Annotated in this window: 22 protein-coding genes and 1 riboswitch; of the genes, 3 read left to right on the top strand and 19 right to left on the bottom strand. The window is 45.6% G+C overall.

What is annotated here, in order from left to right; translation table 11 throughout:
* Nucleotides 1-89: 89 nt before the first annotated feature.
* Nucleotides 90-188, bottom strand: a riboswitch (guanidine-I (ykkC/yxkD leader).
* A 51-nt stretch (nucleotides 189-239) separates the two neighbouring features.
* From MHB82_RS13480 to MHB82_RS13470, 3 genes are all read right to left on the bottom strand, one after another.
* The gene (locus MHB82_RS13480; RefSeq protein WP_095358262.1) at nucleotides 240-872 is read right to left on the bottom strand and encodes a pentapeptide repeat-containing protein; all 633 of its coding nucleotides are present in this window, start codon (nucleotides 870-872) and stop codon (nucleotides 240-242) included.
* 158 nt (nucleotides 873-1030) lie between these two features.
* A complete protein-coding gene (locus MHB82_RS13475) occupies nucleotides 1031-2197 on the bottom strand; it encodes an MFS transporter (protein WP_341174917.1) in 1167 nt (388 codons plus the stop codon).
* A 215-nt stretch (nucleotides 2198-2412) separates the two neighbouring features.
* Entirely contained in the window at nucleotides 2413-3399 is a 987-nt protein-coding gene (locus MHB82_RS13470; protein WP_341174916.1) for an aldo/keto reductase, read from the bottom strand.
* A gap of 235 nt (nucleotides 3400-3634) precedes the next feature.
* Here MHB82_RS13470 and MHB82_RS13465 point away from each other — a divergent pair, with 235 nt between their 5' ends.
* Nucleotides 3635-4552, top strand: a complete 918-nt coding sequence (locus MHB82_RS13465; RefSeq protein WP_341174915.1) for an AraC family transcriptional regulator — start codon at nucleotides 3635-3637, stop codon at nucleotides 4550-4552.
* A 97-nt stretch (nucleotides 4553-4649) separates the two neighbouring features.
* On the opposite strand, the gene MHB82_RS13460 is transcribed toward MHB82_RS13465, so the two are convergent.
* From MHB82_RS13460 to MHB82_RS13420, 9 genes are all read right to left on the bottom strand, one after another.
* Entirely contained in the window at nucleotides 4650-5729 is a 1080-nt protein-coding gene (locus MHB82_RS13460; protein ID WP_341174914.1) for a threonine aldolase family protein, read from the bottom strand.
* Nucleotides 5726-6148 carry a MarR family winged helix-turn-helix transcriptional regulator gene (locus tag MHB82_RS13455; RefSeq protein WP_341174913.1) on the bottom strand — a complete coding sequence of 141 codons (423 nt, stop codon included), beginning with the start codon at nucleotides 6146-6148 and terminating at the stop codon, nucleotides 5726-5728. The genes MHB82_RS13460 and MHB82_RS13455 overlap by 4 nt, the downstream gene beginning before the upstream one ends.
* A gap of 211 nt (nucleotides 6149-6359) precedes the next feature.
* Nucleotides 6360-8078, bottom strand: coding sequence for an ABC transporter ATP-binding protein (locus tag MHB82_RS13450; protein ID WP_095358268.1), 1719 nt, complete (start codon nucleotides 8076-8078; stop codon nucleotides 6360-6362).
* A 2-nt stretch (nucleotides 8079-8080) separates the two neighbouring features.
* Nucleotides 8081-8443: a hypothetical protein gene (locus MHB82_RS13445; protein ID WP_181429956.1), complete on the bottom strand. Its 363-nt coding sequence runs from the start codon at nucleotides 8441-8443 to the stop codon at nucleotides 8081-8083.
* A gap of 204 nt (nucleotides 8444-8647) precedes the next feature.
* Nucleotides 8648-10024, bottom strand: a complete 1377-nt coding sequence (locus tag MHB82_RS13440; RefSeq protein ID WP_341174912.1) for a sensor histidine kinase — start codon at nucleotides 10022-10024, stop codon at nucleotides 8648-8650.
* Entirely contained in the window at nucleotides 10021-10695 is a 675-nt protein-coding gene (locus MHB82_RS13435; protein WP_095358270.1) for a response regulator transcription factor, read from the bottom strand. Before MHB82_RS13435 ends, MHB82_RS13440 begins: the two co-directional genes overlap by 4 nt.
* Nucleotides 10696-10804: 109 nt before the next feature.
* Nucleotides 10805-11572, bottom strand: a complete 768-nt coding sequence (locus tag MHB82_RS13430; RefSeq protein ID WP_341174911.1) for a hypothetical protein — start codon at nucleotides 11570-11572, stop codon at nucleotides 10805-10807.
* An 82-nt stretch (nucleotides 11573-11654) separates the two neighbouring features.
* Nucleotides 11655-12293 carry an NAD(P)-dependent oxidoreductase gene (locus MHB82_RS13425; RefSeq protein ID WP_341174910.1) on the bottom strand — a complete coding sequence of 213 codons (639 nt, stop codon included), beginning with the start codon at nucleotides 12291-12293 and terminating at the stop codon, nucleotides 11655-11657.
* Nucleotides 12294-12321: 28 nt separating this feature from the next.
* Nucleotides 12322-12924: a TetR/AcrR family transcriptional regulator gene (locus MHB82_RS13420; RefSeq protein WP_095358272.1), complete on the bottom strand. Its 603-nt coding sequence runs from the start codon at nucleotides 12922-12924 to the stop codon at nucleotides 12322-12324.
* A 282-nt stretch (nucleotides 12925-13206) separates the two neighbouring features.
* Here MHB82_RS13420 and MHB82_RS13415 point away from each other — a divergent pair, with 282 nt between their 5' ends.
* A complete protein-coding gene (locus MHB82_RS13415; protein WP_095358660.1) occupies nucleotides 13207-14646 on the top strand; it encodes a DHA2 family efflux MFS transporter permease subunit in 1440 nt (479 codons plus the stop codon).
* A gap of 109 nt (nucleotides 14647-14755) precedes the next feature.
* Here MHB82_RS13415 and MHB82_RS13410 read toward each other — a convergent pair whose 3' ends face one another.
* The 4 genes from MHB82_RS13410 to MHB82_RS13395 form a co-directional block, all read right to left on the bottom strand.
* Entirely contained in the window at nucleotides 14756-15988 is a 1233-nt protein-coding gene (locus MHB82_RS13410) for a cytochrome P450 (RefSeq protein WP_341174909.1), read from the bottom strand.
* Nucleotides 15989-16234: 246 nt separating this feature from the next.
* The gene (locus MHB82_RS13405) at nucleotides 16235-17128 is read right to left on the bottom strand and encodes a TetR/AcrR family transcriptional regulator (protein ID WP_341174908.1); all 894 of its coding nucleotides are present in this window, start codon (nucleotides 17126-17128) and stop codon (nucleotides 16235-16237) included.
* Between the two features lie 14 nt (nucleotides 17129-17142).
* The gene (locus MHB82_RS13400; protein ID WP_110822329.1) at nucleotides 17143-17433 is read right to left on the bottom strand and encodes a hypothetical protein; all 291 of its coding nucleotides are present in this window, start codon (nucleotides 17431-17433) and stop codon (nucleotides 17143-17145) included.
* A 24-nt stretch (nucleotides 17434-17457) separates the two neighbouring features.
* Nucleotides 17458-18585: an NAD(P)/FAD-dependent oxidoreductase gene (locus MHB82_RS13395; protein ID WP_341174907.1), complete on the bottom strand. Its 1128-nt coding sequence runs from the start codon at nucleotides 18583-18585 to the stop codon at nucleotides 17458-17460.
* A gap of 243 nt (nucleotides 18586-18828) precedes the next feature.
* Between MHB82_RS13395 and MHB82_RS13390 the strand changes: the two genes are divergently transcribed.
* On the top strand, nucleotides 18829-19644 hold the full coding sequence (locus tag MHB82_RS13390) for an AraC family transcriptional regulator (RefSeq protein ID WP_341174906.1): 816 nt from the start codon (nucleotides 18829-18831) through the stop codon (nucleotides 19642-19644).
* Here the strand turns inward: MHB82_RS13390 and MHB82_RS13385 are convergent.
* From MHB82_RS13385 to MHB82_RS13375, 3 genes are all read right to left on the bottom strand, one after another.
* The gene (locus MHB82_RS13385; RefSeq protein ID WP_095358278.1) at nucleotides 19641-20282 is read right to left on the bottom strand and encodes an HAD family hydrolase; all 642 of its coding nucleotides are present in this window, start codon (nucleotides 20280-20282) and stop codon (nucleotides 19641-19643) included. The two genes, MHB82_RS13390 and MHB82_RS13385, sit on opposite strands and share 4 nt — an antisense overlap.
* A 36-nt stretch (nucleotides 20283-20318) precedes the next feature.
* A complete protein-coding gene (locus MHB82_RS13380) occupies nucleotides 20319-20912 on the bottom strand; it encodes a DUF1349 domain-containing protein (RefSeq protein WP_341174905.1) in 594 nt (197 codons plus the stop codon).
* 64 nt (nucleotides 20913-20976) lie between these two features.
* On the bottom strand, nucleotides 20977-22221 hold the full coding sequence (locus tag MHB82_RS13375; RefSeq protein WP_095358280.1) for an MFS transporter: 1245 nt from the start codon (nucleotides 22219-22221) through the stop codon (nucleotides 20977-20979).
* Nucleotides 22222-22276: the final 55 nt, after the last annotated feature.

Below are 22276 nucleotides of genomic sequence, written 5' to 3'. Positions count from 1 at the left end.
TATCTAATTTCATACAACAACAACGATTAGGTTGTGTCTTAGAGAGCAAATAAAAAAAGCCCGGGAAACAAACTGCATTCAAGCAGTTTATCTCCCAGGCTTTTATCCCTCCGTGGCATAACCATCAGGTTATGAGCTTTCTCTCGGACCAGGCCGATCTCACTCGCGGAACCCTAGAAAGCATGTCGTATGATTTTATGTTACCTATTATACACACTTCTTCCCTTGGGGCAAGTCTTTTATGATTTGATCACAATTCCCATTAATCCGACGAAGGTCGCCGCTTGATAAGGTGAAATAACGCAGCCATTCAGATCTTCCATGTTCAATACGAGCGAGTCAAATTGGCAATTGCTAAGATCCAAACCCTTTAATTTCGTACCTGTCATGAAAGCCTGATCGATATTACAATGGTCCAGCTGCATTTTTTGCAAGGCTAGATAGGCGAAGTCAGCACTAATTAATGAGCATTCAGCAAAAGCGACTTGTTTAAGATGGGCAAATCTAAAATTGGAGTAGTCCCCCACACACTGAGCAAATTGAACATTTTGCATTCTGCTGGTAGAAAAATCCGTGCCAACAAATTTGCAGTTGGTCCATGCGGCCCGGTGCATGATAGCACCTGAGAAATTGACGTTGGAGAAATCACAATTTTCAAAAACAACATCCGTAAATTCAAATTGCTCCAGCGTGGAATCAGAGATCATCACATTTCTGAAAATGACATTCTCGAAGGATACTTTGAGTGCTTCCTGGTTATCGAGTGAGATCTGTTCAATGAGTTGATTCCGGTATTCTGTTTTGGACTCCAACACATGAATGGTTTCTACGGTCATCGATTGTTCCTGAATTTTCGGGCTATCTATTTTCATGCTTTTTCCCCGTTTCTTTATAAGCTACGAATCACAATCGACTGATATCCAAAAACCATTTTCCATTGCTTAAAATTGTAACCAACCTTTTTCCCACGGCATCAATCATGATTTTAGAGCAATATGAGAAAAGACAGCATACGGTGATGTTATGGCTGCTACAATGCCTCATCTTTCTGCAGATACGTTCTCTTCCCTTGATTGGACTTTTTCACATGTATAGCAAACAACAACAAGGCTACAAAAACAGATAAGGCGCTGACACTAAATAGAACGCTGTAGCTCATGTATTCCGAAACCAATCCCAGCAAAATGGCTCCCAGGCCAATTCCCAGATCCGTCGCCGTCGAGAAAAAGGCATTGGCAGCACCTTGACGTTCCTTCGGCGCCATACGAAGTGTTATGGCCTGAAGAGAAGGCTGCGCAGATCCAAAACCAATGCCGTACAGAACAGCAGAACACAATACCCCAAACAAACTGGTCGAGAAACTCAAGACAAGGAGTGCCGCCATCGTAATGATAAGAGCCGGCACAATCACAGCCACCTCTCCGATTCGATCAGAGAGTTTTCCTGCGATTGGACGAGAAAGGGCAAGCGTTGCTGCGTAGATGAGAAAAAAAGTACCGGAATTGACCTGGATCTCAGCTGCAAATAGCGGAACAAACGTTGTAATTCCTCCATACGCCACAAAAAGAAAAAATATCGGTGCCATTACAGGCAAAACCGATTTTTCGAATATCTGAATCTTCTTCTGATCCGCTGTCGGTATGAACGGCATTTTAGCAGCAAGCGTCAATAACAGTGCAACGGCAGATAGAACAACTGCAAACAGGAACATGCTCTGATAGGATTGGCCTTGCATGATACTTAATCCGATCATGGGGCCAATCGCCATCGCGAAAGTCATGGAGGTACTGAACCACCCCATCCCTTCCCCGCGACGATTGGCCGGAATCATATCGGTGACGGCAGTCATCATGGAAGTCGTCGACATAGCCCAGCTTATACCGTGTATCATTCGGAGTCCCATCAGTACCAAGACGCCTCCAACCCAGTTATACATATACATGGATGCAATGAAAACGAGCAGTCCTCCAATCATAAACGGACGCCTGCCGAATCGATCCAGCAACCCACCGACAAACGGCCTGAATAAGACAGAAGATAACATCAATGCTCCCATTGCCAGTCCCACTTGCTGTTCATTGCCGCCCATCTCTTTAATAAATAGCGGAAGCGTAGGATACAGCATATAAAAGGCAGTAAATAAAAATAGTAATCCCAATGTCATCAAAATAAAGGACCTGGTCCATAAACGTTCCAACCATTCATCCCTCCTGATCAATCAATACGATTTTAACCATTTCATTTGTTCCGTTACCAAAGTAAGGCCTCTCTATATTCTACAAAACTGAAAAACGGAGTGGACTATTAAAAAAGTCGCCAGCAGGGCGACTTCATTCATTTTATTTCCGGTTCGTCCAAGTTTAACATATTCCATGATTTACGTTCTCAAATTATTTTTATTTGGCGATGGTGTCACAGACCAGTTCTTCGCTCCAGTTCCTCCGTATATCGCGCACCCACCAATGTGATCTTTGAGGCTGCTTCATTAATGCTGTGTACATCTTCAGGCTTAAGCTTAAGATCTGCCGAATTCAGATTTTCTTCCAAGCGGTTTAATTTGCGCGTGCCTGGAATCGGCACAATCCAAGATTTCTGGGAAAGCAGCCACGCAAGCGCTATTTGGGCCGGGCTGGCTTGCAGTTCCTCTGCTTTTTCTTTTAGCAAATCAACCAATACCTGGTTCGCTTCTAGCGCTTCAGGTGTGAATCGAGGCAGAATGTTGCGTAGGTCACCTTGTTCAAATGTCGTTTTTGCGTTAAAACTTCCTGTCAGATATCCTTTACCCAGAGGGCTGAATGGAACGAAACCAATCCCAAGCTCCTCCAATGCAGGGATTAACTCCTCTTCAGGGCGTCTCCACCACAGGGAATATTCACTCTGTACTGCTGCAAGAGGCTGCACAGCATGTGCACGCCGGATCGTTTGCACTCCTGCCTCGGACAATCCCCAATGTTTTACTTTTCCTTCCCGGATCAAATCCTGGACGGCTCCTGCCACTTCCTCGATTGGCACATCCGGATCGACCCGGTGCTGATAGTATAGATCAATGGCTTCAATCTGCAGACGCTGCAGCGACTCTTCCGCCACTTTGCGAATATGTTCGGGCCGGCTATTCATACCGCTCTGTTTGCCGTGCTGTATATCGAAACCAAATTTGGTGGCAATGACGACTTGATTTCGAACGGTTTTAAGGGCTTCTCCTACTAGCTCTTCATTGGTATATGGACCGTATACTTCAGCGGTATCGAAGAACGTCACACCACGTTCCACTGCTTTTTGAAGAACGGAGATCATCTCCTTCTTCTCCGAAGCAGGGCCATACCCATAGCTCATTCCCATGCAACCCAGGCCTATGGCCGAAACCTCCAGCCCGCTGTTTCCCAATATGCGTTTTTGCATCATTCATCATCCTTTCTCATTTGATTAGTTTCATTAATGATCAGAATCCAGTACTCGAACCCCATACGCTCCCAATTGCTTGATCCTGTGAAGTTAATCTCATTATGCCGAAGCATGCTTACCAGGCGGTATATCATTTATCTTAATTGATTGCCTATTCCTATCACGGGTTCTTTTGCTTTCGAGAATTAAGACGTATAATAAAACGAGGTTATAGCCGTAAGGAGGAGTCTACATGACCGAGGAACTACTTCAACAGAAACGGGAACTGAGCGAGTTGGTTGAGCGTCACTCCGTACGCAACGGTGCAATGGAAACGCTGATCCCTTCCCTGTTTTTCTATCACCATACAAGTATTACCGAACCGGCATACAGAGTTTACAAGCCTGCTTTTTGCGTCATCGTGCAAGGTGTAAAAGAAGTATTGCTCGCGCAGGAGCGCTTTGAATATGGACCATCCAATTATCTGATCGCTTCGATGAATCTTCCGGTAATTGGACAGATTATTAAGGCGTCCGCGGAAGCACCTTATCTAAGTCTTAAGCTAGAGTTCACGAAGAATCAAATTCTGGAAGTACTGAATGAATGCAATATACAAGTCACTTCCAGAGAAAACGCCAGACGAGCCATGTTCGTGGGACAGATGGAATCTTCCATTCAGGATGTTGTGCTTCGCCTTATCCGCTTACTGGATACTCCGGAGGAAATTCCTTTTCTGGCCCCATTGTACACCAAGGAGATTTTGTTCCGTCTTCTCCAGGGACCTTACGGAGGCGAGTTGGCCCAGATCGCGGTAGAAGGCAGCAGTACGTACCGGATTAGGGAAGCCATCGAGTATATCGTTCATCACTGGGAGCAGCCTTTTCGCATCGAAGATCTAGCAGAGACAGCCAGCATGAGTGTATCCTCATTCCATCGGCACTTCAAGGAGATCACGGCCATGAGTCCGCTGCAATTCCAAAAACAACTGCGATTACAGGAAGCTCGGCGCCTTCTGATGGCGGAGTCTGCCGATGCGGCTGATGTAGCATTTCGGGTTGGCTACGAAAGCGCCTCACAGTTTAGCCGTGAATATTCACGCATGTTCGGCGCGCCTCCACGAAGTGATATTAAACGACTGAAGGAAAAATATGATCTGATCTTGAGCGAATAACTTCTCAACTGTTCCAGTGAAAGCTAACAAAAAAAAGGACGACCATATGTCGTCCTTTTTCAGTATATCGCAACTATCGAGCCTACATTTTCACTGTTTAAACCAGTGCTTCAGCCAGTTCTCGGGTTTCACTAAATTCATGCATTAATCGAGCGATATCACGAGCCAACGAATCCACATTCTCCTGCTTCGTCGCCCAACTGGTGCAAAAACGGACTGCACTATGTGTGGCGTCTACCTTCTCCCAGAAGGTGAACGTGTATTGGCTGCGTAATTTCTCAAGCAAAACATCAGGCAAGATCGGAAACTGCTGGTTGGTTGGTGATTCGTACAGGAACCCGATATGCTGTTCTTCAAGCGAATCGTGAATTCGCATGGCCATATCGATGGCATGACGTGAAATTTCCAGATACAATCCGTCTTCGAACAATGTTTCGAACTGAATGCCCAGCAATCTGCCTTTTGCGAGCAGACCACCCTTCTGCTTGATCATGTAACGGAAATCAGGCTTCAGTGCCTCATTCAGGATGACTACAGCTTCCCCCATCAAGGCTCCGATCTTGGTCCCTCCAATATAGAACACATCAGATAGATGGGCGAGATCAGCAAGGGTCATGTCACAATCCGGGGATGCAAGCGCGTATCCGAGCCTTGCCCCATCCACAAATAAAGGAAGTCCGCATCTCTTACTTGTCTCAAATAATGCCTGCAATTCTGCCCTACTATACATCGTACCGTTCTCGGTTGGCTGGGATATGTAAACCATCCCTGGCTGTACACAGTGCTCTGGAGAAGACTCACTCTTATGCGCTTCATAGACTGCTTGCACTTGGCCAGCAGTGATCTTCCCGTCTTCGCTGGGAACGGTAAGTACTTTATGACCAGTTGCTTCAATTGCCCCCGTTTCGTGAACAGCGATGTGGCCCGAAGTAGCAGCAATGACTCCTTGATAGGGACGCAGTATGGATGCAATGACCGTTGTATTTGTTTGAGTGCCTCCAACCAGAAAATGCACATCAGCCTGCTCGCTATCGCACGCTTGACGAATAAGAGCTCTCGCCCGATCACAGTGGGGATCTGTGCCATAACCGCTCGTTTGTTCCATATTGGTCTCGATCAGTCTTTGCAGAATGCGTTCATGCGCACCTTCGTTATAATCACATTCGAATCGTATCATCGTGTTGTCTCTCCTGCTTTCTTTGTCAACTTCTCTTGTATGTTCATCATGGAAGCATAGACCTCTTGGATCTCTTCCTCATCCAGATTCTGCATTAACTTCAATATTTGCTGGTCAGACCGATCGTTTAATTCAGCGTAAAGTTCCTTGCCTTTATCCGTCAGGCGAATAAGACTGACCCGGCTGTCAGCTTCCGAATTCACTTTGATGAGCAGACCTTCCTTGGTCAGCTTGTTCACAATTCGGCTCATATAACTGCGATCAATGGTCAGTGTATCCACCAGATTGTTGGCAATACTTTCTCCACGAATACCAATTTCAATGATGACCCTTACCTCGGCAAACGAATACCCCGTACCAAGGATGTACTTATCCAATACGCCAAGAATATTGGTATAAAAACGGTTAAAACGCCGCATGTCAGCCAGAATATCAGAATGTATATGCTGAGAGTCGATGCGAAACCCTCCCTTTTAGTGGACATTGTCAACATTATAATAAGTTGATTAGTGGACGTTGTCAACATAATGATCGGGCCGGCCGAAAAAAAATACGATTGCAGTCTATTGGAGGCAAATAAAACAGCAAAAAACCGCGCAAATTGCGCGGTTCAGCCTCAACAACCTTTTTCTATGAATGACTGTACTGCACCTGATGAAGTCGGCTATAGATCCCACCAGCTGCAACAAGCTCATCATGATTCCCCTGCTCGGCAATGCCATCCGCGTTCACAACCATGATACGGTCCGCATTCTTGATGGTTGTCAGGCGGTGTGCAATGACCAGCGTAGTTCTGCCCACAGACAGTTCTGCGAGAGATTTCTGAATTAAAGCTTCCGTTTCCGTATCCAGAGCCGATGTAGCTTCGTCAAGGATCAGTATCGGTGGATTTTTCAAAAACATGCGAGCGATGGACAAACGCTGCTTCTGCCCTCCTGATAGCTTAACCCCACGTTCACCGATGATCGTATCGATACCGTCCGGCAATGTGAGAAGTAATTCCTCCAGCGACGCCCGGCGGGCAGCATCCCAGATTTGCTCATCCGTTGCCGTAAGATCCCCATACGCGATATTCTCCTTGATGGTTCCCGAGAACAGGAATACATCCTGCTGAACGATACCAATGTGCTTGCGAAGGGATTGCAGCTGGACATCCCGAACATCAACGCCATCTACTGTGATTCTTCCCTCTTCCACTTCGTAGAACCTTGGGAGCAGACTGCAGATGGTTGTTTTTCCTGCACCGGAAGGTCCAACGAATGCAACGGTTTCACCCGGTTTAATAGACAGACTGATGTTATTCAGTATACGGCGGCTGGATTCATAACCGAACGATACATTCTCGAAACGGATATCGCCCCGAACATGTTTCAGCTCAACTGCGTTTTTGGCATCCGCAATTTCAGGCTCCGTATCAATAATTTCGAGATAGCGCTTGAAGCCGGCAATTCCCTTCGGATAGCTCTCGATGACTGCATTGATTTTCTCAATTGGACGGAAGAAGATATTGGACAGCAGCAGGAATGCCATGAAGTCACCCATATCGATTTTGCCGTCAATAAAGAACCATGCACCGCTGATCATCACAAATACAGTGACCAGTCTCATCATCATATAGCTGACCGAGATGCTCTTGGCCATCGTTTTATAAGCAAGCAGTTTGGTTTGACGAAAGTTTTCATTGTCGACGGAAAATAGTTTTTTCTCATGCTCTTCATTCGCAAAGGATTGAACGACACGAATTCCGCCTACGTTATCTTCGATCCGGGAATTGAAATTACCCACGTTTCCAAAGAGTCGACGATATGTTTTGGTCATGCGTCCACCAAACACGATAATGACCCAGGCCATGATCGGTATAATAATAAATGTAATCAATGCAAGCTCCAGATTAATATTCGCCATGAGCCAGAATGAACCGATCAAGGTCATCACAGCGATGAACACATCCTCCGGTCCATGGTGAGCAACCTCTCCGATGTCGTTCAGATCATTCGTTAAATGACCAATCAGATGGCCCGTTTTGCGATTATCAAAGAAACGGAACGACAACTTCTGCAAGTGAGCGAACATCTTCTCACGCATGTTGGTCTCAATGTTAATACCGAGCATATGTCCCCAGTATGTAACCACATAATTCAAGGCTGTGTTAAGTGCATAAATCGACAGCAGAACAATACAGGCCAATATAATGAGCGGCCAGTCCTGGCCTGGCAATAATTCATTGATAAATTTACTCACGGCAAGAGGAAATGCCAGTTCCAGCAAACCTGCGATCACTGCACATCCAAAATCAATGACAAACAGTTTCTTGTAAGGCCGGTAATACGAAAAGAAACGACGAATCATTCTTATTCACTCTCCAAATCCTTATTAGGGCTTTCATTTTCATCCTGCAGCTCGAAGAGATGAATATATTCATCGATAACCTGGTCAATGGCTTTTAATTCACCGCTAATCATCGGACGAATATGCTCATATTCCGCTTGACCCAGCTGTCTAGCCAAAGTTGTTCTTCGATTTTGCATTTGCTCCAGAAATACCAGAATGCGGCCACGACGGAAAGTTTGTGCCCCATTCCCCCGCTTACCTTGATGTTCACCATGTCCTCTGCCCCTTCTGGACCGTTCACCACGTTGTTCTTCTTCTCCGCGTCCACGTCCTGAACGCATATTTTGACGTTCTACAGACTCACTAGCGTATTGTTCTCTCATTTCAAGAACACCTCCATATCGTATACATTTGTATACGAATTAATATGTATACGATTGTATACGCAGAACCACATCCTGTCAACCTGTTTTTTCCAGTTATGTGATTTTTCCTTTTCTATGAAAAAAATGCTGAGGACACATACAAGTGTTCTTGTATGTAATCCTCAGCAGATAGCAGCCAGACCACAGAAGACACTGCAATCTCTATCTATCTCTTTCGGCAGGATGGATCGGCAAGGTCACGACAAATGTTGTTCCCTCACCCGGCTTACTCTCTACTTGAATGTCTCCCTTATGAAGTAAAACAATCTGTTTAACGATGGCGAGTCCCATCCCGCTACCCTCGTATTTGCTGCCATGGGAACGATCCGCCTTGAAAAAGCGCTCGAAAATACGCTGCTGATCCTCTGGTTCAATGCCAATACCGTTATCGGATATACGTATGATCACATCAGAGTGAACTTGTCTCATGCTGACAGCCATAGTACCATCATCTTCTGAAAATTTGATACCATTCCCGAGAATATTCATCCATACCTGATCCAGCTGATGATGGTCTGCTGTTACTTTAATCGCCTGCAGATCCAGCTCGAACTCAATGTTTCGGGCAGTCCATTGTGGCTGCAGTGCCACAATTACGCGCCGGATCTGTTCATCAAGATTGCGCTCCGTGAATCGCAATGATTGCGAATCGGATTCCAGCAAGCTCAGTTTCAGCAAGCTGTCACTCATTTTGGACATTCGCTTTGCTTCAGCAATAATGATATCCAGATAACGGTCTCGTTCATGCTCCGCAAGATTGACCTGCTTGAGCGCTTGGGCATACCCGGAGATGGAAGTAAGCGGCGACTGAACCTCATGTGAAACATTAGCTACGAATTCTCTGCGCATTTGTTCCAGGTGCTGCAGATCATGCGTCATTTCTTCAAAGCTTCTAGCCAAAGCTCCAAGCTCTCCCGTTTGCTTAATATTCAGCCTGACATTAAAATCACCTGATGCCAGACGCTTGGTTGCTTTGGTAAGTTTGTTAATCGGTTTCACCACGTATATGGAAGCAATCAGAATCAACAAACTCCCTATGACCAAAGAATATATCAGGAAAGTGGATAACCATCTTACGTTGAAAGAAGTGTACGGTGATAAGAGCGGCTGTATAAATAACGCTTTCGCCCCCGTTTCCGTCATTAACGGCAATCCGACAAAACCTGTAGATTCGTTGGACGAATCAGCACGAACGATTTCCCCATTCAGTACGTTCTTTACTTGATCCGATGACACCCGAGCAGAAGCCTGGTCACCCAGTGCTCCATAGGAATAGACCTCAGTATTATCCTCGTCGTAAATGCGGATATAATAGGAGTTGAGCTGCTTCATCCCTCCCACAAATTTGTCTGCTTCATGCAATGGAATAGTCTCATAGATACGCACGATATCCTGTCCGAAACTCAATAATTCTTCCTGGACATTCTCATTCATATTCCCCCTGAATACCAAAAAGGTAATCACGAAAGCGATGATCGTACCCGCGATGACGGAAATTAAAAAGGTTAGTACCACACGGATATACAGAGACCTGATCATTCACTAACCTCAAGCCGATAACCAAGGCCGCGCACCGTTTCAATTCGAAAATCAGTTGAAGCGACAAACCTTTCTCTCAAACGTTTAATATGTACATCAATCGTTCGATCATCTCCGGCATAATCAATTCCCCAAATTTGATCGATCAGTTGTTCACGCGTATACACCTGTCCAGGTGTCCCCGCAAGTTTGTATAGAAGCTCGAATTCCTTCAGCGGCAGCGTAAGGGATTCCGTGCCATTCGTGATTTTATAGGTTTGCTTATCCAAAATGAGCTTTCCCAGCTGAATCGTTTGTGTTGAACCGATCCGGTAGCGCTTCAGCAGTGCTCTAACCCGAACCGTCAATTCCAGCGGATCAAACGGCTTGGTCAGATAATCATCTGTTCCCAGTTCAAAACCCTTTACCTTCTCCCAAGTTTCACCTCTTGCAGTCAACATAAGCAAAGGAAGGTCAGGACTTGCCCTGCGAAGTTCCTTGCATAATGTCCAACCATCCATAATCGGCATCATGATATCAAGCACAACCAGATCGACAGGTGTCGAGGCATAAACCGCCAGGGCCTGCTTGCCATCTGCTGCTTCTACCGTTGTGAAACCGTCATTCTTCAGAAATAAACAGACCAGTTCGCGAATGTTCGCATCATCGTCAGCAACAAGTATTGTCGGCATGTGCTTCTCCTTTTTCTCCAATGCATTCTAAGTAGTCTCAACTATTATACTATTAATTTACTTGGTTGACCCCGAGTGTGATGTTTATCCAGACTGCCGCTTGAAACTCTCATTGCTTTTCATAGGCAGGATCAGCTGTATGGAGATTGTTCAATCTATGCTGCATGTCTGCCTTGTTTTGTTGAAACTGTTTGAGCCGATAACCGTTAGCACCGGATGGATGGGGGAAGCCCCACAATATCCTTTTCTCCTGTATACGTTTCTCATCAAGCAATTGATGAAGCACAGCTTCAACTGACTTCCCAAGCGGAATAACTAAGGTTTGGTTCAGTTGACTCCACTCAGGCAGAAAAGACCCAATCACAGCTTCATATAGAAAGTTATTCTGGGTGATGGCAGGCTGATGTCCCGTATAATTTTGCTGCTTCACAAAGATGGGATACCGGATCAGGGAAGTGGTGTGCAGAAGGTTAGACTCAGGATCAAAGAGCGCTGCCACATGAGGTACATTTAAAAAATGATGCAGTCCTATCTCCTGAAGCATTTGGATTACGTTTGTTCGCATGACGCCAGCCATTCTGGCAGCAAACTTTGCTTCCTGACAGGCTGTTTCGTAGGTGGCCTGATGCTTCAAAGCTTGGACGGCTGTGCGAAAAGCAATCTCCATCTGCTGCCAACCCGGTGTAATGCCAACAAGCATGACTTTGGCAGAGGAATTAATGAATTCATTATGCGGAGAATAGTACATCTCAACGTTTCCTGCTGATCCCAATTTCAGATCATTAATTAACAGATCCGCTTTTGTGTACTTTTGTTTCAGGGGAAGTGACTTCATGATCTCAATCAGATGTTTATGTTGGATAGAATCTAACAGCATAAACGTTCCCTCCTCGCCTTACAGTATTTTGTCATTTGAAAAAACCGCCTATGGGCGGTCCTGAATTGGTGTCCGGGATGACCTACTCTGTAACCAAGACGGCCTTACGATCATACGAGCTATCGTTCACATGTTTAAGCATAAAATCAGCCAAATTGGCACGCGACAGCTTGAGTTTCCGAGACTTGTCCGGGTGGATCTCCGCTTCGTGAACATACTTTCCATTATAACGATCCATCGTGAGCACGGGAGGTTGAACCAGTATCCAATTTAGCTCGCTGCTGGTTACGAGGATATCCTTGTCCAGGTGATCGCGAAGCAGATTGGTCATGACGTTCGGGATGACATATTTGTATAAGAAACCGAGCTTACCGGCCTCTCTGTGAGTACCAATAAACGACACATGAATCAGTTTGCCTGCTTCGTTGTTTTCCATCGCCTGGATGATATTTTTCAGAGCATCGATAAGAACGAGATCTCTTTTGAACATGCTCTTCGCACCAAGAACCGAAAAGACTGCGTCAAATTTTTCTTTTTTCAGGACATGATCGACATCCGTATACCGGGTTACTTCGCCCTGTACAACCTTTAATTTTGAATCAGAAATGCCCAGTTTGGAAGGATTTCGGACAAATGCAGTTACGGTATGCCCTTCATCAAGTGCACGCTGCAGCAGCTCCTTGCCTGTTCTTCCGGTCGCTCCAAATATGATGATGTTCAATTGTCCCACATCCATTCTTCATTGTTATTTACATGAACCCTTTGTATGAATACGAGCGAATCAACGAAAATTGTTTAGCCAGAAAATGTGGTGCATATGGCATGTCATTGCGAAGCCAGGCCACAATGGTTCCGATCAGTGCCGAAGAGGTGTACCAAATTGCAATTTCCTTATGGATGCCTGCCTGCGCAAAAGCACTTTCCATCTCCAACTTCTCTATCTTCTCTGTAACGAGTCTAGTGAGCAATTTCAACAACCGTTCTGTGAAGATAGGGGTTCGTTTGGAGGCGAGCACGACTCGATAGAATTTGGGATGATCCGCAAAATGCTCAAGCACTTTCACCAGAACTGGCCAGGCGTCCTCTGTCTCATGATTGTCAAATCGGTGGTACTGATCAACGATCCGTTCAATATGCTCGTTCATCTCGTCCGCCATCTTCTCCATCATATCCGTAATATCACGATAATGAAGATAGAAGGTTACCCGGTTAATGGTTGCACGCTCGGCAATCCGGTTCACCGTTAACTTCTCGATATCCACTTCCTGCAGCAGATCTACGAAGGCATCCCGAATAAGCTGTCTTGTGCGAAGTATTCTCGGATCGGTAGCTGACTTGTTATCGTTTTTCATAACGTATCACTCCTTCAATTTGAGAAAATTACAATTTTAAATAATGAGTCGTTTATTTTCGCAATAAGCTACATAAATAACGATTCTGTAAAATAAGCAACAAATATGCCCAGAAGTGTAAATTGTAATCTGCGGGAATATGTATATAATTCAATAAATACAATGTAAACTATACAACACGTTGTAAATTTAGTCACGTGTAGATTGAAAGGATGGAATGGATTGAGTCAGGCTAGATTAGATGATGAGAAAAACATCAAAAAAGGTCCCATACTGTTTGTCATGATTCTGGGTGCATTTCTTGCCACATTGAATCAAACCCTAATGAGTGTTGCCACTCCGGAGTTGATGGGTGATTTCAATATCTCCGCTACAACGGCGCAATGGCTAACCACCGGCTACATGCTGGTAAATGGAGTACTTATTCCAATTACTGCTTATTTCATGCAGCGCTTCTCAACAAGGCAGCTCTTTCAGGCTTCCATGTTCATCTTCCTGATCGGTACGATCATATCGGCTTTAGCGACCAACTTCGGTACACTGCTAACAGGCCGTATGGTGCAGGCTGCTGGAGCAGGTATTATCATGCCGCTGCTGATGCATGTCATTCTCACTTTGTTCTCCCCTGAGAAACGAGGAGCTGCCATGGGGATGGTCGGCTTCGCTGTCATTTTCGCCCCGGCAATCGGCCCTACCCTCGCTGGGTACGTGCTCGAGAACTATTCGTGGCAAACGATGTTTTACGGAATGATCCCATTGACGGTCATTGTTATCGGATGTGCATTTGTATATCTGAAAAATGTATCGGAACGCATTGATACGAAATTTGATACGCTTAGTGTGACCTTATCGACCATTGGTTTTGGTGCACTGCTGTATGGATTTAGCCGCGCAGGAAGTCTGGGATGGTCCAGTGCAGAAGTGCTTATCTGTCTTGTGGCAGGAATCGTGGCCCTCGCCTTGTTCACTTGGCGTCAGCTCGTTTCTGCAGCCCCGCTGCTCGACCTTCGTGCGTTCAAGTATAATATGTTCTCCTTGACCACGATCATTAATATCGCAATTACGATGATTATGTATGCAGACATGATGCTGCTGCCTTTGTATCTTCAAAATGCACGAGGTTATACCGCACTCGAATCCGGATTACTGCTGCTTCCAGGTGCTCTCGTCATGGGATTCCTGATGCCTGTTACTGGACGTTTGTTCGACCGCTTCGGTGCAAAATGGCTTGCCATCATCGGTATGGTCATTACAATCGTAACGACGATCGGCTTTATCGATCTGACCGATTCGACCAGCTACACTTACTTGGTTCTGATGTCTACTGGACGCCGAATTGGTATGGCTCTGCTCATGATGCCAATTCAAACCGCAGGTCTGAATCAGCTGCCACCGAGACTCGGTCCTCATGGTACAGCAATCTCCAATACGGTCAGACAAGTCGCTGGCGCAGTCGGTACTTCATTACTCGTGAGTGTCATGACCAGTCGTACAACGACACATGTTCAGGATATGATCGCAAGTGGTGCTGCGAACGGCTTGTCCCGCGAACAATTGGCGATGGAGTCCATGATTCAGGGAATCAACGATGCTTATGTCGTTATTATCGGCATAGCAGTCGTAGGGCTCGCACTCTCCTTCTTCATCAAACGTACGAAGCAGGCCACTGAAGAAGAAGTGAAAATGCCTGTTAGACAGAAAGTTTCCATGAATTCGAATTAAATTGGGAATGATAGCAAACTAAAAAAAGCGGCAGATCAGGACGAACTTCATGTCCTGTCTGGCGCTTTTTACTTGAATCATCTTTACTTGAATCATCGTTAAACTAACCTTATTCGAACATCTTCAGCGGTAAATGCGTCAAGGACTGTCCTGGAGCAGAAGTGGACAGATTACGTTCAAGCTCAAATGTGTCCACAGCTTCTAAATGATTAACCCTCTCCACAAAGGCAGTTAATACAAGAGTTAGCTCCATCCTTGCCAGTGGTGCCCCGAGACAAAAGTGCGGACCATTGCCAAAGGTGAGATGTTTTTTATTGTTGCGACGGTGAATGTCAATTTCAAACGGGTTATCAAACATACGCTCGTCCATATTCGCCGCGCTCATCCAGGAGATGACGACATCCCCTTTTTTCAGATCAACCCCAAGCAGCTGGTTGTCCTTCTTGACGGTTCGATGTCGTTTCGCATTATGGAATCGGTATCGTAGCATTTCTTCCACAGCAAGTGGAACCAGTTCCGGGTTCTGTCTTAACTGGCCGTATAGATTCCCCTCGTCGTACAAGAAAGAATAAAACGTGCTTGAAACCATATGGCTTGTCGTTTCTATGCCAGCACCAAGCAGAAGCATCGTTGTCCGAACGACTTCATCTTCCGTGAATTTCTCTCCCTCTACGTCGACATTCAACAAATCGGTAATGATATCTTCTCCGGGATTTTCCCGCTTCTTCACTACGAGAGGATATAGGAATTGATAGTATTCCTGAGCAGCAGCCTGTTTCTTTTTTTCAATTTCTTGTGCGTTTTCTTGTGTGGTAGGTTGAAAGAGAATATCTACCCAGCTTTTGAACCGGTGGCTGTCCGAGAGTGGGATCCCGAGCAAATCCGCCATAACCATGGCAGGAAGTGGAGCAGCAAGTTTTTCAACGATATCAATCGTCTTATTAAACTCCAGGTCTTCCACCAGCTGCTTCGCAATATTGCGAATTCGGGGTTCCCAGTTTTTGAGACTGCGGGGTGTAAAGGCTGCAGATAACAATGAGCGACTTTTTTGATGTCTTGGCGGATCAATGCTTGAAATATTCAACTTGTCCGGAGGTGTGCCTTCCTTGTTCTTCGCCCCAACAGCTATGGTTGTTCGGGTTCCCTCAGCGGAGAAATATTCATGATTGCTCAGAACCTGTTTAACATCATCATACCTAAATACATTCCAGGTATCGGTATCCTCATGGTAGTGCACTGGGCTTTCGGACAACATTTTTTGATACCATTGGATGGGAAAAAACTCCTCGGATCTGGACTGAAATCTAGTGATATCCTCAACTCGAATCACTTCTTTGTACATGCTGACGCCACCTCCTGGAATATTTTTTGTTTGAATGCTAGTCGTGTAAAGGTTCTTGCTTGGAATATCGTAAAGGCCACTCCTCCTTCTTCGGTACATGAATTGACAGTTCAGCACCTAGTTAAATTTTATACGATTCGTCTATTTTATGATATAAACCATTTGAACTAATTAAAAAACCCTCTAATAAAGAGGGTTTTAATTATACGATTCGTATATCAAATAGATTGTTGTATTGTTTACCAGCTATTTTGCATCCTCGATCATTCCATTCATTTCAATAAACCACCAGCATAACTGAGCAATCGTTCTTGATTGTACCTGTTCCGATCCGGAATCAAAAGCAGCTTGAAAGGCTGTTAATGTAATCCTCAGCATTGAAAAATTAAGCTTATCTTCCCGAAACAGGGACCATAGTCCTTGGGTTAGTTCCTTGGCATGGATGGACACGTGCGATTTCTGAATAGAACGGTTGAACTTCTCCAGCTCAGCAAGCAGATGCTGCTTATCCGGTACCGTCTGCTTGAATTCAGGATCGATAACAGCCAGACTGGCTGCGTCAATAATATGCTCCTGCTTGTCCACCATGTCTCTCAGCAGGACCTCGGTATAGTTCAGGAGCTTCGGCACAAGTGCTTTCCAGTGAGGCTGGTTCAAATGAAAGTTTCTCCATGTATTCGAGATCTGGTGAACCATTCCGAAACAAAAAATGGCCCCTTCGCAGGCGTATGGCCTTACCTCTTCACCAAATAACTGTACAAGTCGTCCAGCAAGCCAGTTTAACTGGATTCGTGTGAGATTTTCGACATCAAATTCCCCTGAATAAAATCCTGTCCAGAACAACTCAACCACTCGCTGTTTGTCCGGGGATATCATCGGCACCACGATCTGTTCTACCAGCAAATCAAAGTCAGAGTTATGATTTTGTGCCTCAAGTTCCTGACGAATCATCATATCTTCCTGGATGCGCTGCTCAAGGATCGCAAGAACACAATCATCCTTTGAATTGAAAAATTTATAAAATGTGCCTTTCGATACACCTGAATGATCAAGGATCATCTGGATGGTTGTATTAGACACGCCATTTTTCTCAAAAAGTATAAGTGCCGTGTCCAATAGCAGTTGTTTTCGTTTATTCATAAGGTAAATACCTCTCAATCTGCCAACTTCTCCATATCATCCTGCAATTGAATTAGCCGTGTACGGATTGCTTCCATACGAGTCTTCACTTCGGCTATTTGATTCTGCAGATCTTCTTCAATATCGGTATCCCGGAATAAATGGGCATCATCCGTCTGAGACGTTCTGAGCTGATTCAGTTCAGATTCGTACTTGATCTGCTGCCTTTCGGCTTGTTTCAATTCGTCTTCCGCCGCACCGATCTGGTACTCCAAATAGGATACATCGGAAGAGCTTGCTTGGGTTAAACGCTGTGAATAGGTCATGGTTCACCTCAACATTCCTTCTTCTTAAGATTCATCCATCGCTTTGGAAAGATCATACGGATGGATATCGATATCCAGCTCCTGATTCAGAGCCAGCTTTGCTAATTGGCTGCCGATAAAGGGCCCCATCGTTAAGCCTGAAGCACCAAGCCCGTTGGCTGTGATCAATCCCTTCCATCCTGGTACAGTTCCCATGACCGGAAGAAAACCTGGCGTAAACGGCCGGAAGCCAACTCTTACTTCTTCAAAGGTGCTATTAGTCAATCCCGGTGCGAGCTCCAACCCTTTATTCAAGATTTCCTGCATACCGCCCGGCGTGATTCTGGTATCGTAACCTTCAATTTCATTTTCATGTGTGGCCCCGATCACGATTTTGTGCTCGGCAAAAGCCAAAAGATATTGATCAGAAGGTGGCATAACTACAGGCCAACTTCCTGTCTCTTCCTGATCGGATACCTGCAAATGCATAATTTGTGCTTTTTGGTAATGAACCTTAAAGTGAATACCCAGAGGTTTCATGATCGAATTGGCCCATGCTCCGGCACATACAATGACTTCATCTGCCAGAAATTGCTCTGTACCAACCGACACTCCGGTTACCCGACCAGAATCGAATAGAAGAGCAGCATCTCCATGAATGAGGATGGCTCCATTCCGCTGTGCGGATCGAATTAAGGCATCTCGCAAGGCACGACCATCTATACGCGCTGCACCGCTAATATATACTGAATGATAACCTGGACCGAGCAATGGAAACCGTGCATGCGTTTCCTCTTCGTTAAGCTTTGTAATTTCCCCGACTTCCGGTGCATCTGCTCTTCGAAGATGAGCACGATCCTCCATCTTGCCGATCTTTTCGATATCCGAATGAATACTCAATGCCCCCACTCGGGCATACCCGGTTTCCGTTTCTCCCTCGCTCTGCAGTTCTTCAATAAGTTTGGGGTAAAAGCGTGCGCCGGCCTTGGCAAGCTGGTACCAATCCTGGTTACGCCTTTGCGACAACCAGGGGCAGATGATGCCTGCGGCAGCATCCGTAGCTTGTCCGATATCACCACGATCCACAAGGATGACTTCCGCACCCCTTTTTGCTAACTGATAGGCTGTCGAAGCCCCCAGTATTCCTGATCCTACTACGATGACTTTCTTCATGCTTGCATCCCTTTCCTCTATCACTGCTTCCATTATAGCGTATACTGTTTCGCATCCGATTAGCAAGAGATGCCCATGTCAGCATGAAAAACTAAAAGGTTTTCGCTCTCTGATCCAATGTTGCAATCATGTCGTTTAAAATAATGTTAATTATGTAATATAATTCAAATTAGGTTTCTTTTAACGCTGTATCCGCGCCCTTAACGCACAAGATCCTTTAACGAAAAGAGGAATAACTCAACGATGCCGAAACCTAGCATGGAGAATCCGCTGGATGCCGATATGCCACTAATGATTACAGGGCAGATCCAGATGAATGCTGATGAATTCAAGCATTGGAGCGACCATTCACGGGATTACACCATTGTACAATGCATCGGAGGAACCGGGCGAATCGCAGCCAAAAATCATGAATTCCTGATCCGTGAAGGAACCGCTCTTATTATGTTTCCTGAAGTTACCTATCGTTATCACAATCTGAGTGATTCATTGTTGTTTGATTGTCTTACGTTTAATGGCTATTTGTTGCCCCGCTTCCTGCATACCTTGCAGATCGGGGAGCTGCGCGCCTTCAAGCCGGATGGAATGATTCATATCCTTCTGCATGAAATAACGCTGGCGCTGCAGTCCCGGCACAAGGATCAGATCTGGCACGTATCCGCATTGCTCTACATGCTTCTGGTCAGATTGACGATCGAAGGAGATCGTTATGGTGCTTATGAACGCTCCGATGCACGCCTAAAGCTTGGCGGACTCGTTACTTTTATCAAACAGAATTATCATGTGGATATCTCGCTTTCCATGCTGGCTCAGCAGATGAACGTAACCGAACAGCACTTAAACCGGATATTCAAAAAGGAATTTCAAATGACTCCGCTTGAGTATCTGACACGATATCGTCTGCTGAAAGCCAAGGAAATGCTCATCGAGAATGATGCCATTACCGCTCATGATATTGCCAAAGCAGTCGGTTTTAACAGTGCCAGTTACTTTGGTTCCGTATTTAAGAAATTCGAAGGAATCTCTCCGATTGAGTTACGCAAGCAGTACCTGGGTTAGAGAATTTCCACATCGATCTCAGCCAGCGAGGATAACCGCAGATCATGCAGCTGGAACTCCAGATCGCGAGTTACCTCGTTCGGCACAATAACGCAGCGAATCCCCGCAGCCTTGGCTGCTTTTAGCCCATTAGGCGAATCTTCGAAAACAACCGCTTCCGAAGCTTCGATTCCCAGACTGTGCAGAGCCAGAAGATATAATTCCGGATCTGGCTTGACCCGCTTGACATCCTCAGCCGTATGAATGACCGCAAATTGTTCGAATATACCCAGCTTGTGCAGATAGCCATGCACCCAATCGCGCGTGGAGCTTGAAGCAACGGCAAGCTGAATCCCTTTTTCACGAGCTGTCCGAAGCAGTTCATGCACTCCCGGCAGGATGGTTGCCTGACCCAGGTAGGATGTATACTTCTGTTCCGATAACAGCTTGATCTGGTCATGATCAATCGGTTTTTGCAGTGCCTGTTCCAAGTACAGAAACGGATGAAACTCTTCAAAGTTGGTTCCCACATTTTTGGACCAAAGATCCAGTCCTAGTTCAAGGCCGTGTTCCTGATAAATGTCCCGAAAAGCATAATACCAAGGTGTCTCTGTGTCCAGGATCAGTCCATCAAAATCCAAAATAAATGCTTTTATCATGAACCTCTCCCTCCAATGATCGGCGGGGGAAATAGCTTAGAAGCGTGCAGTCAAGTCAGGCCTTGTAACCTCCAAGGACAAAAAGCGACAGGTACAACCTGCTCCGGTTGGTGACTGTGCAACGACGCCTGCCTGAATCTCCCCCTGAATCGGCATGCCGAAGTACCGAATTAGTTTCCACTCTTTCCCATCGGGTGAATAAAAAAATGAAATGCAGTCCTCTACCTTGCGTATGCGCAGGTATGGATCGGGTACGGGTACTTCAATCGAATTGCAATCGTCAGAGGAACCGTCCCGGGTAACCACCGACACAATGGTTGCTGCTTTTCCATCATACTCAAAACAAAGCTTGCACCAGTTGCGTTCATCTGCCATGACCATCAGGCAACCGGAGTCATACTGGTGTTTCATGTCCACAGTTAATTGGGTGGTCATTTCAAAATCACCCGGTACAGGTATGGCCAGGAATGGAGCGGATGCACGGACGTTAATGCCCGCGGGGTCCTGAAAAAAATCGGTATCAGCCTGAGCCTCGACAATAAGTACGCCCTCTTCTGTGTAAGACCAGCTTTCAGGTTCATTCATCCAGTTCATTTGACTTCTTGTTTCTGCTGCAAATACATTTGACATCTCTTTACCTCCCAAGTCGTTTTCTGTATTACATATTCTTCCTATATACAGAAAACCCCTTCTCCTACATATTTTTGTAAGTTTCGATCACTTGGGTATGTTTCTGTGGATCAGGCAGGAATAACATAATGACCATCAGGATAACGTACAGTGCAAGAATGACGCTGAACAAAAGTACGGGATGATGATGGTACAGCAATCCTGTCAGATAACCTGATGGAATGGCAGTTAGTGTCATAACCGTCTGTACGGCAGAGAACATATCGGCTTTTTCATGCGTGCCCAGTCTGTTCATGAGCAGGGAGTCCCGGTATGTCTGCAGAATAAAATTACCGGCTGCAAGCACAATCAGGGTCAGGAACAGCATCGCTATGTTTCCAACAGGTATCAACAGAAACAGCACGGCTCCGATTGTACTTAATATGATGGAAAACCCAACATACTTCTCCTCTGATCGTTGTTTCAGGCGTGGTATGATGACCAAATACAGCAGCATGACCGTTAATGCCGTCACTACCGGGATAAACGAAATCACACGATCATTAAACTTGAGCTGTTCCTTGAAGAAAATGACCTGAAAAAAGTTCAGCTGCAAAATCAGATTGGAAAGCACGGTAATCAATATGATCGGAAAGAGTCTTCGTTTATAAAACGATCTGCCGAACAGTCGCAAACTTGAAGCAAGGCTGTGCAGCACCCTCGTTTGACTATGCATGCCCATCAACTCTTTTCCAACCTCGGTTTCATCGGTATATCGGTTGCGAATGAAGAACATGGCGGTCATCAGTATTCCTCCGACAAAATAGATGCTGGCCAGCGTTGGCACAATACCAAAATCAGCAATAACTACACCTGCGATCGGCGTTAATACTCCAGCTGCCGTGATAATCATGTTAAGAATGCCGAACACTCTGGAGCGTTTATGTTCTTCGACATCCTCAATGATGAGACAGTTGAAGGATACCGTCACGAATTTAGAGGTGGCATTCAGCAGGTAAGCGATCAGAAACAGCCAGAAATTATGCGAAAATGCCCAGATGAACATTGGAATACTCCATGCAACCAGATCAAAGATCAGCGTCGTCCGTTTCCGGCCCAGCTTGTTCGTAATTGAACCGGCGAACAATTGAAATATAAAGGCAAAATAAAGATTCACCGAATTGATCAAACCGATTTCGATGTCCGAGAGTCCGGCTTCCTTCATATATAAAGGAGCATAAAACAGGACAATCGTGCCCGGGATGGCCCATACCGGTTCAAGCAAAATGGAATACCGCGGGTTTCTCGGCAAATCCTGAAGCAGCTTCACTCCACATCCCCCTCTTTCTGCGGATCTTGCCGCCGCGGATGATGGTCCATCGCAG

This window comes from Paenibacillus sp. FSL K6-2862 (assembly GCF_038005125.1).
Lineage (GTDB): Bacteria > Bacillota > Bacilli > Paenibacillales > Paenibacillaceae > Paenibacillus > Paenibacillus illinoisensis_A.
The sequence above is the reverse complement of the archived record's forward strand: the minus strand, read 5'-3'. Positions and strand labels throughout refer to the sequence as shown.

Bases quoted from the DNA above. Each gene is read 5' to 3' on its own strand.
- MHB82_RS13465 (WP_341174915.1), top strand. From the start codon at position 3,635: ATGACCGAGGAACTACTTCAACAGAAACGGGAACTGAGCGAGTTGGTT.
- MHB82_RS13380 (WP_341174905.1), bottom strand. From the start codon at position 20,912: ATGTCAAATGTATTTGCAGCAGAAACAAGAAGTCAAATGAACTGGATG.
- MHB82_RS13415 (WP_095358660.1), top strand. From the start codon at position 13,207: ATGATTCTGGGTGCATTTCTTGCCACATTGAATCAAACCCTAATGAGT.
- MHB82_RS13410 (WP_341174909.1), bottom strand. From the start codon at position 15,988: ATGTACAAAGAAGTGATTCGAGTTGAGGATATCACTAGATTTCAGTCC.
- MHB82_RS13420 (WP_095358272.1), bottom strand. From the start codon at position 12,924: ATGAAAAACGATAACAAGTCAGCTACCGATCCGAGAATACTTCGCACA.
- MHB82_RS13480 (WP_095358262.1), bottom strand. From the start codon at position 872: ATGAAAATAGATAGCCCGAAAATTCAGGAACAATCGATGACCGTAGAA.
- MHB82_RS13390 (WP_341174906.1), top strand. From the start codon at position 18,829: ATGCCGAAACCTAGCATGGAGAATCCGCTGGATGCCGATATGCCACTA.
- MHB82_RS13440 (WP_341174912.1), bottom strand. From the start codon at position 10,024: ATGATCAGGTCTCTGTATATCCGTGTGGTACTAACCTTTTTAATTTCC.
- MHB82_RS13400 (WP_110822329.1), bottom strand. From the start codon at position 17,433: ATGACCTATTCACAGCGTTTAACCCAAGCAAGCTCTTCCGATGTATCC.
- MHB82_RS13395 (WP_341174907.1), bottom strand. From the start codon at position 18,585: ATGAAGAAAGTCATCGTAGTAGGATCAGGAATACTGGGGGCTTCGACA.
- MHB82_RS13385 (WP_095358278.1), bottom strand. From the start codon at position 20,282: ATGATAAAAGCATTTATTTTGGATTTTGATGGACTGATCCTGGACACA.
- MHB82_RS13460 (WP_341174914.1), bottom strand. From the start codon at position 5,729: ATGATACGATTCGAATGTGATTATAACGAAGGTGCGCATGAACGCATT.
- MHB82_RS13455 (WP_341174913.1), bottom strand. From the start codon at position 6,148: ATGCGGCGTTTTAACCGTTTTTATACCAATATTCTTGGCGTATTGGAT.
- MHB82_RS13445 (WP_181429956.1), bottom strand. From the start codon at position 8,443: ATGAGAGAACAATACGCTAGTGAGTCTGTAGAACGTCAAAATATGCGT.
- MHB82_RS13435 (WP_095358270.1), bottom strand. From the start codon at position 10,695: ATGCCGACAATACTTGTTGCTGACGATGATGCGAACATTCGCGAACTG.
- MHB82_RS13450 (WP_095358268.1), bottom strand. From the start codon at position 8,078: ATGATTCGTCGTTTCTTTTCGTATTACCGGCCTTACAAGAAACTGTTT.
- MHB82_RS13405 (WP_341174908.1), bottom strand. From the start codon at position 17,128: ATGAATAAACGAAAACAACTGCTATTGGACACGGCACTTATACTTTTT.
- MHB82_RS13470 (WP_341174916.1), bottom strand. From the start codon at position 3,399: ATGCAAAAACGCATATTGGGAAACAGCGGGCTGGAGGTTTCGGCCATA.
- MHB82_RS13430 (WP_341174911.1), bottom strand. From the start codon at position 11,572: ATGCTGTTAGATTCTATCCAACATAAACATCTGATTGAGATCATGAAG.